Raw genomic sequence first — 12000 nt, 5'->3', positions numbered from 1 at the left:
ATGAAACGAACTCGGGAAACACCCCGAAATCCGTACAGGCGTATACCCGCGGCACTGGCGTTGGCCACCAGCGCGATGCTGGCGGGAGGCACCCTGTCCGTCGCCGCTCCGCAACAGCACGAGCCCCAAGCGGGACAGCAGCGGGACTCGGACGACACGCCTTCCCTGCACGACGTGATCCCCGCACCCACATCGGTGCGGGAAGAGCCCGGTGAAAAATTCCACATCAAGTGGAACACCGGCATCCACACTCCTCCGGACAGCTCGGAAGCGGTCGAGGTCGCGCACTACCTGCAACGGCAGTTGAGGCCCTCCACCGGATACGGACTCCTGGTCAACCGGGACAGCCCCGGCCGGAACGACATCGTGCTGCGGCTGGACGGCTCGCGGGAGAGGCTCGGCGAGTCCGGTTACCGGATGGACGTCGACCAGGACCGGTTGACCATCCACGCGACCGGTTCGGAAGGGCTGTTCTACGGCGTCCAGACGTTGCGGCAGCTGCTGCCCGCCAAGGCCGAGAGCGACTTCCCCAGGCACGGCCCATGGAAGGTGCGCGCGGGCGAGATCGTCGACAAGCCCCGGTTCGAACGGCGCTCGGCCATGCTGGACGTGGCCAGGCACTTCTTCGAGGTCGGCCAGGTCAAGACCTACATCGACCAACTCGCCCAGTACAAGATCAATTATCTGCACATGCACCTGAGCGACGACCAGGGCTGGCGGATTCAGATCGACAGCTGGCCGCGGCTGACCACCCACGGTGGCAGCACCGAGGTCGGCGGCGGTGAGGGTGGTTACTACACCAAGCGGGAGTTCGCCGAGATCGTGCGCTACGCCTCCTCCCGCAACATCACCATCGTGCCCGAGATCGACATGCCGGGGCACACCAACGCCGCGCTGGCCTCCTACGCCGAGCTCAACTGCGACGGTGAGGCCCCGGACCTCTACACCGGGATCAAGGTGGGCTTCAGCTCGCTGTGCATCGACAAGGAGATCACCTACGAATTCGTCGACGACGTCATCCGGGAAGTCGCCGCGATGACACCGGGCCAGTACCTGCACATCGGTGGCGACGAAGCTCACGCCACCACCGATGAGGACTACCGGAAGTTCATGTCCAGGGTGCTGCCGATCGTGGAGAAGTACGGCAAGACCCCGCTCGGCTGGCACGAGTACGCCAAGGCGAACCCCTCCGAGTCGGCCATGGTGCAGTACTGGGGCACCACGAACTCCAACGCGGAGGTCGCCGAGGCAGCGGCACGGGGCAACGAGATTCTGCTCTCGCCCGCGCACAAGTCCTACCTGGACCAGAAGTACAACGAGGACACCGAGCTCGGCCTGGACTGGGCCGGCCCCACCACGGTGCGGGAGGCATACGACTGGGATCCGGGCGGTTTCATGAAGTCGGTCCCCGAGAGTTCGATCGCCGGTGTGGAGGCTCCGCTCTGGAGCGAAACCCTGACGAACTCCGACGAGATCGAGTTCATGGCGTTCCCCCGACTGCCCGCCATCGCCGAGCTGGGCTGGTCCTCCGCCGACGAGCTCGACTGGTCCTCGTTCCGGCAACGGCTGGCCAAGCAGGCTCCGAGCTGGGAGGAACAGGGAATCGACTACTACCGCTCCGAACAGATTCCCTGGTCGTGACACCCGCCGAACGCTCGAGACCGCACTGATCACCGGCACACCCCGGAAGCCGTTCCGGGGTGTGCCGGCCCCATCGTCGCGCCCCGCTCGCCTGCGTGTCCGGGCCACGACCCCGGACGACGGCGAGCTCAGCCCGCGAAGGCGTGCAGAGCCCCCCATTCCCGGTCCAGCTTCCCCTTCTGGATCTTGCCCAGCTCGTTGCGCGGCAGTTCCCGAACGAAACGCACTTCCCTCGGACGCTTGTGGGAGCTGAGCAGTCCGACGACGTGCTCGACGAGCTCCCGCTCGGAGACCTCGGCACGACCGGGCACCACCCAGGCCACGATGCGCTGACCGAGGTCGGGGTCGTACTCACCCGTCACCGCTACCTCCGAAACAGCCTCGTGCTCCAGCAGCACGTTCTCCACCTCACCGGCACCGACCCGAAAACCGCCACTGCCGATCATGTCGGTGGCGCGGCGTCCGACGATGCGGATGTAGCCGTCCGGAGCCCGGGTCGCCATGTCCCCGGTACGGAACCAGCCGTCGGTGAAGGCCGCCCGGGTGTCCTCCGGCCGGTTGAGATACTCCCGGAACAGATTCGGGCCGCTCACCAGGATCTCGCCCACCGTCTCGTCGTCGGAGACGGTGATCCTGCTCCCCGAGTCGTCGACCAGGATCAGCTCGACACCGCCGAAGGGGGTCCCCACGTAGCCGGGTCTGCGATCACCGGAGGCCCGCACTCCACAGTTCATGATGGTCTCGCTCATGCCGTAGCGCTCCACCACCCGCTGGCCGGTCAAGCGGGCGATACGCCGGTGCTCCACCGCCGGCAGCGCGGCCGAGCCGGAGACCAGCAGCCGCGCTCGCCCCAGCGCCCGCGCGATGTCGGGGTCGCGTTCCGCGTCGTCGGCCAGCCGCCGGTACATCGTGGGCACCCCGAACAGCATCGTGCCCGAGCCGGCGAGCTGGTCAGCCACTCCCGCCGGTTCGAAGCGAACCAGGTGCCGCAGTGTCCCCCCGACTCGCAGCGGCCCGAGCAGCCCGAGGATCAAACCGTGCACGTGGAACAGCGGCAGGGCGTGGACCAGCACGTCTGTGGCGGTCCACTCCCAGGCCCGGGCCACCGCGTCGAGGTTGCTGCGAATCGCCTTCCGGGACAGCACCACTCCCTTCGGCATCCCGGTGGTACCGGAGGTGTAGACGATCAGGGCGTCGGAGTCCGACGCCGGTTCCTCGGGCAGCTCCCGCCCGGCCACTTCGACCGAGACCTCGAAAACCGGCACGTGGGACAACGCCGAGGGGGCCGAGAACCCGGTCGCACCGAGTACCAGTTCCGGCTCGCTGTCGGTGACGATGTGCTCCAGCTCCCGCTCCCCCAGCTTCGGGTTCAGCGGCACGACCGCGGCACCGGCGCACAGCGCCCCGACCAAAGCCGCGCAGTTCTCCGGCGCGGCATCGGCCCACACCGCCACCCGTTTCGCCCCTCCGACACGAGCGGCGACCTCGCCGGCCACGCTGGCCAACCGCGCGTAACTCAGTCCGTGTGTCCCGAAACGCACCGCCTCGCTCTCGTCAGGTTCACGCAGCTTCGGCAGCAACACCGCGGAATCAGCACACATAATCGCCCTCGGAACTCCGTCCGTCACCAAACCGACCACACAACCGTCTCAGAGGGAGGTCGACAACTTCGGTCTCGGCCTCCGTCGTCAGCTCGCTGTGGAGCGCGGCTGCACGTCCTGCAACGACGCACCCGAACACGGTTCAGGGATGCCGTAACCGGAGGCCACGCGTTTCGGACGGGACGGCGGGACTCCGTGTGACCACCGGTTCGGCTCAGCCCTCACGTGGTGGAGGGATCACGCCGTCGACGGGTGACGAGCAGTTCGAGCAGACCCACCAGCACGGCGGCGGCCACGAACGAGACCGAGGCCAGCAGGCCGTGCGCTATGGCGGTGTCGTAGTCACCGGGCAGCGCGGCGAAGAACAGGCCGGAGGCGGTGGCGGTCCCTATGGCGGTACCGATGCGCTGGCCGGTCTGCTGCACGCCCGCCGCGGTGCCGCCCCTGGCGACATCGACCTCGCTGAGGGTCACGGTCTGGTTCGGTGAGATCACCATGCCGCTGCCCACTCCCCCCACCAGCAACGGCAACGCGATGACCAACCCCGCGAGGTCACCCTGGTGCCTCGACAACAGGATCTCGGTGGTCAACAACCCCAGCAGGGCTCCGCCCAACCCGAGCAGCACGACCTTGCGACCGAGTCGGTGCACCGCGCGACCGCTGAACGCGGAGGAAACGGCGGATCCCACCGCGAAGGGTGTCAGCGCCAGCCCGGCCTGCAACGCGGAGTATCCGAGACCGCGCTGGAAGTAGACGGCGAGGACGAAGAAGATGCTGGTGAAACCGGCGAAGTACAGCATGCCCAGCGTCGCTCCGAAGGTGTAGCTGCTGATACGGAACAGCCTCAGGTCCACCAGCGGGGAACCCCCGCGGCGGGAGCACCGCAGCTCCCAGGTGACGAACAACAGCAGCAGAACCGGGACGGCGGCCCACAGCGACCAGCTCAGCGGGCCGCTCATCCCCTCCCGGTCGACCAGCGGCAGCAGCAGGCAGACCACGGCCGCCCCGAGGAGGAACACCCCGAGAGCATCGGCTCCCCGGAGCTGCCGGTTCCCCGAACCGCGCGGCATGATCCGTGCCGCCGCGATGAGCGCGGCCAGACCTATCGGCAGGTTGACGAAGAAAACCCAGCGCCAGCCGTGCTCGGCCCCGGCCAGTTCGATGATCAACCCGCCCAGCAGTGGCCCCACGGCGGTGGAGATCCCGACCACCGCGCCGAACAGCCCAAAGGCGGTACCACGCTCCCGTCCGTGGAACTGCTGCTGGATGAGCCCCAGCACCTGAGGGTTGAGCATTCCACCCGCGGCGCCCTGCAGCAGTCGCGCCACCACGATCCAAGCGGGGTTCTGCGCTGCTCCGGCGAGACCGCTGGCCACGGTGAAAGCAGCGAGCGCGACCAGGAACATCCTGCCGCGTCCGTGGGCGTCACCGAGCTTGCCCATCGGCACCAGCACCAGTCCGAACGCCAACGCGTAACCGGAGATCACCCAGGACAGCGCCACCGGCGGCGCGTCGAGCCCGCGCTGGATCGACGGCAGGGCCACGTTGACGATGCTGACGTCCAGCAGTGTCATGAAGCCGGCCAGCAGGCACAGGGCCAGAACACGCCAACGACGGTCGTGCCCTTCGCCTCCCGCTGTCACGGCGGACGCTGCCGACTCTGCTCCACTCACTGCTCACCTCATCAGCGGCTGCCGACCGGACCCGTCCCACACCTCATCACGTCCCCTGGGAGCCCGCCACGGCGGTGGTGGGAAATACCGCCGGCTCGTTCCGGCCTGCGGTACGAGCGGACCGGCCGGTGGTTCAGCCTCCGCCGGGGGCTACGACGGCATCGGGGCGTGGCTCCTCCTCCGGTTCCCGTGAACCGGGCTCGTCCGGGACTTCGGCCTCGGGGCCACAGTCCCGTCGCCAACGGCACGCTCGGCTTTCACGTCGTCCCTGAGCCACCAACGCAACGGCTCCACGACCAGCGTCGGCACGAATATCAGCAGGAAGGCGGTGATAATCGGCAAGGTCTGCAGCGCTTCGAGACCGCCCGCGTACATCAGCGCGATGGAGACCGCGGCCGGCACCACCACCCAGAAGACTCGGGGCCAGCGGGCCGGATCGGCGCCACGGGGCAGCTCGCTTACGGGGCGACGAACGCGGCCTGCCGACGGGACGACGGACCTCCGAGTTCGGCGGAGGCCACCGCGACCATGGTGTAGGCAGAGGAGTCCAGCGTGGTCGCCGGGAACAGCACCACGAGCAGCACGAACACCGCGAGCACCACCGTGCCGAGTGGTAGCTGCGACAACGCGGCCATGGTGCCGGCGACGTTGCCCTGCGTCCACACGATGTCGGCGATCTGGCAGAACATCGCGGTGTTGCCCAGCGGGGTGAAGGCACCCCAGCACCCGACGCTGCCCGCCACGAACATTCCGGCGATCATTCCCGGATGGTGCGTCCCTTGGAGATCCTCGCGTCGCATGTGGGTACCTCTTCGGGACGTGCGATCCCGATGGCCGCGCACGTGGCGGCGAAGGCCGGCGAATTCCTCGAACCGGCTCCCGACTGCTCCGGACGTACCGGGCTGATGAGCCCCGCACGGGGCCTACTCACCCGACCGGAGGTAATGGACTTGTGATGCTTCGCATAGCTGGGTAGTTTCCAGCCAGTCCCGGCGGAGGTGATCACATGTCAGGTACCGACGAGATCCTTGCCGAACAGCACGAGGCGGTACTGCTGTTGACGCTGAACCGCCCGGAACAGCTCAACGCCTGGACTCCCACGATGCGATCCCGCTACGTCGCGCTGCTCGAACGGGCCGACCGGGATCCGTCGGTCCGGGTCGTGGTGCTCACCGGTTCGGGAAGCGGCTTCTGCGCGGGCTCGGACATCACGGCACCGCCGGATTCCGAGGACCTCGGCACCGCCGACACTCATCACCGGCTGAGCCTGAGCATGCGGTTGCGCAAACCGGTCATCTCGGCGATCAACGGTGCCGCATCGGGGGCGGGGCTGGCTGCCGCGCTGTTCACCGATGTCCGGTTCACGACGCCGGAGGCGGGTTTCACCACCGCGTTCAGTCGGGACGGGATGGTCGCCGAGCACGGCCTGGCGTGGTTGCTCCCGAAGCTGGTGGGGCTCGGCACCGCCATGGACCTGCTGCTGTCGGCACGGACGATCGACGGCACCCGGGCCCACGAACTGGGACTGGTCGACCGGGTGGTCCCGAGCGACCAGGTACTGGCCGAGACGATGGAGTACGCGGCGACGCTGGCGCGCGAGTGCTCACCGGCCTCGATGGCAGCCGTCAAGCAGCGGGTCTACAGTGGGTTGGACACGGGGCTGGAAACTGCGGTCTCCGACGCCGGGCTCCATATGATCACGGCGTTGCGCGGCGGCACCGACCCGACGCGGGAACGTGACACGCGGCAGCGCCACGAACCGGGGTTTCCGCCGCTGGACTGATCGGTCCAGCACCGATCTGGCCGGCCGGAAAATGACCGCCGTTCACTCGTGAACCGGTTTTCACCGCGAACCCCGTCCGCATCTGGGCGGAGAGGATCGACGCGCCGTCGCGGCAGGAGTGACGCTCATGAACTTCGAGACCCCGGAATGGGACGCCGCCGAGCAAGAGGAACCGTACGCGGAAGACCTCGACGAACCAGCGGGAGAGGACGAGCTCACCACGAGTGGGACATTCTCGGACGCCAACCCGGCGGATCTCGCCGAGCAGCACATCGTGGTGCCCGACGAGGAGGACTACGAGCACGGCTAATCCCCGCTTCGCACCGGATTTGACCAACGGTTCACCGTCGTGGTGCCGCGGGCCAAGCCTCCGGTGGCCCGGGCCGAGCACAGGTCGAACCACCGGAGCTCGGACTCAGGGCAGCGGAATCCGTGTTGGTCGGCTGATCGCGCACCTTGGTCCCGAAGTCGGAGACAACCCTGTCGAACCGCTCTAACGACAAGGGCCCCGCCCGGAGCAGCTTCGCCGAACGAATCCGAACGAGCTCGAAAAGTGACCTCCTTTTCGGCCTCCATGATTCCGTGTGGGGAAACCACGAAGACGGGAGCACCCTTCCGTGCTCAGACCGGCCAGAATCCGAAGAGATTGGCCAGCCCCTCGCGCCAGCTGGGCCAGCGAGGGCGCCACCCGGAGACCTCCCTGAAACGGAAGTTGCTGGCCCCGCGTTGTTCGGTCAGCCGGTGTACTGTCGCCCAGTCGAGCTGCTGATTGGCCTGCTCCAAGGTCAGCGACACCGGTTCGGGCCCCCCGATCATACGTGCGTAGGCGGGCAACCACTCCCCGCTCTCGGCGGGCTCGTTGTCCACCACGTTGTACGCGGCGGGTTCGACGTCGTGCAGCGCTTCGAGCACGGCCGCGGCGGCGTCCTCGACGTGGGTGAACGAGGTGACTCCCCCACCGGTATCGACGAGGGGAAGCGCACTGCCCCGCACGAGGCGGTAGACGCCGCCCGATTCGGCGAAGGGGGTGTCGGCCCCGTAGAGCTCGCCAAATCGAAGGGCCACCCCTTCGACATCCGGTTCCTGCAGCAGGACTCGCTCCATCTCCTCGACGGCACGGCAGGCCTCCCCCCAACTGCCGGGGGCGGTGGTGAACAGGTCCGCCTGCTCGTCGGCGACCTCGTGTCCCTTCGGGGCGTACGCCGTGGCGGAACTGCGCACCACCACACGGCGCACCCCCACCTCGGTGGCGGCCGCCAGCAGGTTGCGCGTCCCCTGGTCGCGCAGCCGGGCGGTGTGCCACAGCGCCTCCTCGGTGTCCACCCCGTCGAGGCCCGACAACTGCAGCACCGTGTCAGGGGCGGCGGCCCGGAGAGCATGCCTCAGCCCGGGAAAGTCGAACAGATCAGCCGACATCAAGGTGTCGGCGCCGGAGGAGAATCTCGGTTCTCCGTTCACCAGTGCGGTTACGTGGTGCCCACGCTCTGCCAGCATCGGCAGCAGATGTCGTCCGACCACGCCGGTGGCTCCGGCTACGAACACGCGCAAAGGCACGGGGACCTCGCAGGCGATCGACAGCAGCACCCAGTACCCTACCGCCTAAAACATCGTCAATACGGGTGAATTCGACCAGTCATTTCGGTTACCGAGCGTCCACCCGAAAGCTGGACGAAACTTTCCGAGCACTCTCGGAACTTCGTCGTCCCGGCTCCAGCCGATGGTCACGGGGCGACGACTCCCCGGACCGCGCCACCGGAATCCGACATCGAACGACCGCCTCGTGGTCGCCCCGACCGACGATGCGGGAAAAGACCTCGCGAAGCGAGCACGACGAAGGGGCGTCGAAGTACTACTAGGCTTGTGGCGGAGTCGTCTCGCACAACCGCGTGCCGAACACCAGTCGCGAAATCGCGGGAGCAGCCAGATTCGGCCATCCGACTGGGAGGATGCAGGTATGAGCCAACCGGAACCACCGGGCGAGCCCGCCGGGAAAGAACCCCCGGGCACGCTGGATCAGCAGGGTCAGCAGGACATGATCCAGCGAATCGGTCGGGGGATCGTGCACTCGCTGCCGCCGGGCTGGCGGGAAGCGAGCGTGCGGTACCGTGCGGTCGGTTCGTATCGCGAGCTCGACGCGGAGTTGATCGCCCCCAATGGAACGGGCATCCCGGTAACCGTCACCCCCGAGGTGGGAGAGCTGTTCGCCGAACTGCGGCACGGTATGTACCAGCCACAACGCGGAACATGGGTCAGCGCCACCTACCGGCTCAGCCGCCCGGCGAGCTACAGCGTCGACTTCAACGGCGACCACAACCCGGACTGGGAGCAGGAACCCCCGTACACGGAGTTCGCCGCGGAACTGAACCTGTACCCCCGCGCGACGCACAACATCCCTGCCTGGCTCGCGGAACGGGGAGGAGTCACCACGCCCACCTCCGCGAGGAGCCCGGAACAACTCCGCAAGGCGGAGGTGTTCGACGGCACCGACGCGGTGGGGCGACCGGTGACCAACCGAGGGGAACTGCCCCCCGAAGAACGGGACCTGGTGCTGGAGTACCTCGAACGCGCCCCCGTGATCCTCGCGGCCCGCGGTTACGACAGCGACCGCCTCGATCCGTACGGGAGGGCCACCGTGCCCATGACGTTTCACACCGACGGCAGCTGGATCTGGCCGGGTGCGGTCGGTTACTACCTGCGTACCCACGAACTGGCTCCCCAGGCGGATCTGGTGCGGCACATCCGCGAGCGCGACTTCCAGCTCCCCTACGTGGACGATGAGGCCCGCGAACTGGCGGTCTCGGTGATCACCGCGGAGCAGAACGCCTGATGCCCAGCGCCGAGACGGCATTCCTCGGCGGAACGGTGGCGACCATGGTCCCCGGCCTGCCGTTCACCGATGCCGTGGCCGTCGGTGGCGGCAGGATCCTGGCGCTGGGTCGCGCCGAGGTCGAGGAGTCGCTGTCCGCCGAGACCGAGGTCGTCGAGCTGCGCGGTCGGATGCTGCTTCCCGGGCTGCAGGACGCCCACGTGCACCCGCTCTACGGCGGTCTACAGCTCGTCAGGTGCGATCTGACCGACAGCGGTAGCGGCGCGGAGTGCCTGCGGCGGGTGGCCGAGTACGCATCGCAACATCCGGACGCGGAGTGGGTGCTCGGCGGTGGGTGGGAGATGGCGCTGTTCCCCGGCGGGTGTCCCGATCGTGAAAGTCTGGACGGCGTCACGGGCGAACGCCCGGCACTGCTGATCAACGAGGACCAGCACGGCGGGTGGGCGAACAGCGCCGCTCTGCGGATCGCGGGCATCGACAGCGACACCCCGGACCCCGTCGGGGGGCGCATCGAACGCGATCTGGACGGCTCCCCGCAGGGGACCCTGCACGAGACGGCGGTCGAGCTGGTGAGCCGACACGTGCCGCGAGCCCGGCAGGAGGAGCACCTGCGCGCCCTGCTGGCCGGGCAGCGTCGACTGCACGAGCACGGGGTCACCGCTTGGCACGACGCCATACTCGGCCCTTATCTGGGGTATCCCGACCCCCTCGACTTCTATCGGGAACTCGACCGGACGGGCCGGTTGACCGGACGGGTGACCGGTTCGCTGTGGTGGGATCGGGAACGGGGTATCGAACAGATCCCCGAGCTGCTGGAGCGCGCCGTGGCGGCGCGTGGTCGACGGTTGGGAACCCCTTCGGTCAAGATAATGCTCGACGGGGTCTGCGAGAACTTCACCGCCGCGATGCTGCGCCCGTACCTGCACGGGCACGGCAGCGGCATCTCGTACCTGGACCCACCCGAGCTGGACGAAGCGGTGCGTCGGCTCGACGCGGTGGGGTTCGCCGTACACTTCCACGCGGTGGGTGACCGGGCCGTGCGACAGGCGTTGAACGCCGTGGCCACGGCGCGCGGCGCCAACGGCGACAGCGGGAACCGGCACCAGATCGCCCACCTGCAGGTGGTGCACCCCGACGATCTCACGCGTTTCGCCGAGTTGGGGGTGGTGGCCAACATCCAGGCCGAGTGGGCGCACAACGACGCCGCCATGACGGAGCTCACCGCTCCCCACCTCGGCCCGGAGCGGTACGCGCGGCAGTACCCGTTCGGTTCCCTGCTGGCCACGGGCGCGCTGTTGGCCACCGGAAGCGACTGGCCGGTTTCGACGATCGACCCGATGCGGGCGGTGCACGTGGCGGTCAACCGCACCGGTCTCTCGGACGACGGACCACCCCTGGTGCCCGGAGAGGCGATCACGCTCTCCGAGGCCCTGAGCGCATCGACGATCGGCAGCGCGCGGGCGCACCGACTGGAGCAGCACACCGGTTCGCTGGAACCGGGCAAGCGGGCCGACCTGGCCGTACTCGACGCGAATCCGTTCGAGCTGCCCCCGGAGGAGATCGGCAACGTCGGTGTGGACCTGACCATGGTCGACGGTGGATTCGTTCATCGCGGTGATGAGTGAGCGCGAGCACCACCCCAGCACGAATATCCCTCCAGAGTGGGAACGGATTCCACGCGATCGGGTGGGCAACGTCCGTATTCGCTGTACCCGCAGGCAGGATCTTTCTAGATTGTTGCAGTGATCCATTCGCGGCGCTCCGATTCGGCACGAGCCAGAAATCCTGAGAACCGAGTTCCTGGACTTCGTCCCCACTTTCCCGGGCGAGCCCCGCCACGGAGTTCGCGCCGGACCGGAGAACGGCGGCCAATCGCCGCTTTCCTCGGTGTCGACGAGTTCCGAGACGTTCACCGAGCAGGAGGGTAATATGCGAAGTGTTTTCAATCTGAGGACGATGACGGCCTTGACGATCGCCGCCGGAAGCTTGCTCGTGGCCACTGTGGCCTCGGCCGCACCAGCCGTACCGTCGGAGGCGAGCTCGAACGAACCCGCCAGGACACCGTGCGGATACTTCGAGACCGAGCACGACGCCAAGTACAATCACTGCGCCGACAACACTCACGTCGTGATCAATGTGGACACGATCTGGGCGCGGGACTACACCAAGTGCGTAGGCCCCGGCGTGACCTACCTGGGAAGCACCGACGACATTCGTTTCGCCTCCTACGTCGGGAGGACCTGCTGAACGACACTTGAACGGCTCCTACCGCTGTTCGGGGAAGTGCGGAACGGATCCCACTCCTCGGAAAGAATCACTGGTCGGCGGTAACCGGGCTCACGGGTCGAGGTGTGCGGACCGAGCCGCACACCTCGGAACAGCTGTCTTCGTCGTCGGCTTTTCGCTTGGGTTTTCCCGTGTTGGAGCTCGTTGGGCGCCTGGGGATTATTTCAGTCAACACTGAAAAAATAATGA

11 protein-coding genes are annotated in these 12000 nt (G+C 67.7%); 6 read left to right on the top strand and 5 right to left on the bottom strand.

The features are described 5' to 3' along the window. Complete coding sequence (locus BLQ75_RS18620; RefSeq protein ID WP_092603971.1) at positions 1-1641, top strand: beta-N-acetylhexosaminidase; 1641 nt, start codon at positions 1-3, stop codon at positions 1639-1641. Between the two features lie 128 nt (positions 1642-1769). Here the strand turns inward: BLQ75_RS18620 and BLQ75_RS18615 are convergent, their stop codons facing one another. From BLQ75_RS18615 to BLQ75_RS24515, 4 genes are all read right to left on the bottom strand, one after another. Next, positions 1770-3242, bottom strand: coding sequence for an acyl-CoA synthetase (locus tag BLQ75_RS18615; protein ID WP_092603970.1), 1473 nt, complete (start codon positions 3240-3242; stop codon positions 1770-1772). A 221-nt stretch (positions 3243-3463) separates the two neighbouring features. Next, positions 3464-4915 carry an MFS transporter gene (locus BLQ75_RS18610; protein WP_244515704.1) on the bottom strand — a complete coding sequence of 484 codons (1452 nt, stop codon included), beginning with the start codon at positions 4913-4915 and terminating at the stop codon, positions 3464-3466. A 150-nt stretch (positions 4916-5065) separates the two neighbouring features. Continuing rightward, positions 5066-5323: a hypothetical protein gene (locus BLQ75_RS24520; protein WP_170837566.1), complete on the bottom strand. Its 258-nt coding sequence runs from the start codon at positions 5321-5323 to the stop codon at positions 5066-5068. A 50-nt stretch (positions 5324-5373) separates the two neighbouring features. Continuing rightward, entirely contained in the window at positions 5374-5676 is a 303-nt protein-coding gene (locus BLQ75_RS24515) for a BCCT family transporter (protein ID WP_092603968.1), read from the bottom strand. Positions 5677-5921: 245 nt separating this feature from the next. Between BLQ75_RS24515 and BLQ75_RS18590 the strand changes: the two genes are divergently transcribed. After that, the gene (locus BLQ75_RS18590; protein WP_092603966.1) at positions 5922-6698 is read left to right on the top strand and encodes an enoyl-CoA hydratase-related protein; all 777 of its coding nucleotides are present in this window, start codon (positions 5922-5924) and stop codon (positions 6696-6698) included. Between the two features lie 127 nt (positions 6699-6825). Further along, positions 6826-7008, top strand: coding sequence for a hypothetical protein (locus tag BLQ75_RS18585; protein WP_092603965.1), 183 nt, complete (start codon positions 6826-6828; stop codon positions 7006-7008). 311 nt (positions 7009-7319) lie between these two features. Here BLQ75_RS18585 and BLQ75_RS18580 read toward each other — a convergent pair whose 3' ends face one another. Continuing rightward, positions 7320-8282: an NAD-dependent epimerase/dehydratase family protein gene (locus BLQ75_RS18580; RefSeq protein ID WP_244515703.1), complete on the bottom strand. Its 963-nt coding sequence runs from the start codon at positions 8280-8282 to the stop codon at positions 7320-7322. A 370-nt stretch (positions 8283-8652) separates the two neighbouring features. Between BLQ75_RS18580 and BLQ75_RS18575 the strand changes: the two genes are divergently transcribed. The 3 genes from BLQ75_RS18575 (at position 8653) to BLQ75_RS18565 (ending at position 11772) form a co-directional block, all read left to right on the top strand. Beyond that, positions 8653-9525: a hypothetical protein gene (locus BLQ75_RS18575; protein ID WP_092603964.1), complete on the top strand. Its 873-nt coding sequence runs from the start codon at positions 8653-8655 to the stop codon at positions 9523-9525. Beyond that, entirely contained in the window at positions 9525-11150 is a 1626-nt protein-coding gene (locus BLQ75_RS18570; protein ID WP_092603963.1) for an amidohydrolase, read from the top strand. Before BLQ75_RS18575 ends, BLQ75_RS18570 begins: the two co-directional genes overlap by 1 nt. 331 nt (positions 11151-11481) lie before the next feature. Beyond that, positions 11482-11772: a DUF6355 family natural product biosynthesis protein gene (locus BLQ75_RS18565; protein WP_092604071.1), complete on the top strand. Its 291-nt coding sequence runs from the start codon at positions 11482-11484 to the stop codon at positions 11770-11772. Positions 11773-12000: the final 228 nt, after the last annotated feature.

Source organism: Actinopolyspora xinjiangensis, assembly GCF_900104475.1.
GTDB classification, from domain to species: Bacteria; Actinomycetota; Actinomycetes; order Mycobacteriales; family Pseudonocardiaceae; genus Actinopolyspora; species Actinopolyspora xinjiangensis.
This window is presented reverse-complemented; position numbering and strand designations above follow the sequence as displayed.

What these genes read in the sequence shown, in the direction of transcription:
- BLQ75_RS18620 (WP_092603971.1), top strand. Translation starts at nt 1, where the DNA reads ATGAAACGAACTCGGGAAACACCCCGAAATCCGTACAGGCGTATACCC.
- BLQ75_RS18615 (WP_092603970.1), bottom strand. Translation starts at nt 3,242, where the DNA reads ATGTGTGCTGATTCCGCGGTGTTGCTGCCGAAGCTGCGTGAACCTGAC.
- BLQ75_RS24515 (WP_092603968.1), bottom strand. Translation starts at nt 5,676, where the DNA reads ATGATCGCCGGAATGTTCGTGGCGGGCAGCGTCGGGTGCTGGGGTGCC.
- BLQ75_RS18590 (WP_092603966.1), top strand. Translation starts at nt 5,922, where the DNA reads ATGTCAGGTACCGACGAGATCCTTGCCGAACAGCACGAGGCGGTACTG.
- BLQ75_RS18585 (WP_092603965.1), top strand. Translation starts at nt 6,826, where the DNA reads ATGAACTTCGAGACCCCGGAATGGGACGCCGCCGAGCAAGAGGAACCG.
- BLQ75_RS18575 (WP_092603964.1), top strand. Translation starts at nt 8,653, where the DNA reads ATGAGCCAACCGGAACCACCGGGCGAGCCCGCCGGGAAAGAACCCCCG.
- BLQ75_RS18570 (WP_092603963.1), top strand. Translation starts at nt 9,525, where the DNA reads ATGCCCAGCGCCGAGACGGCATTCCTCGGCGGAACGGTGGCGACCATG.
- BLQ75_RS18565 (WP_092604071.1), top strand. Translation starts at nt 11,482, where the DNA reads ATGACGGCCTTGACGATCGCCGCCGGAAGCTTGCTCGTGGCCACTGTG.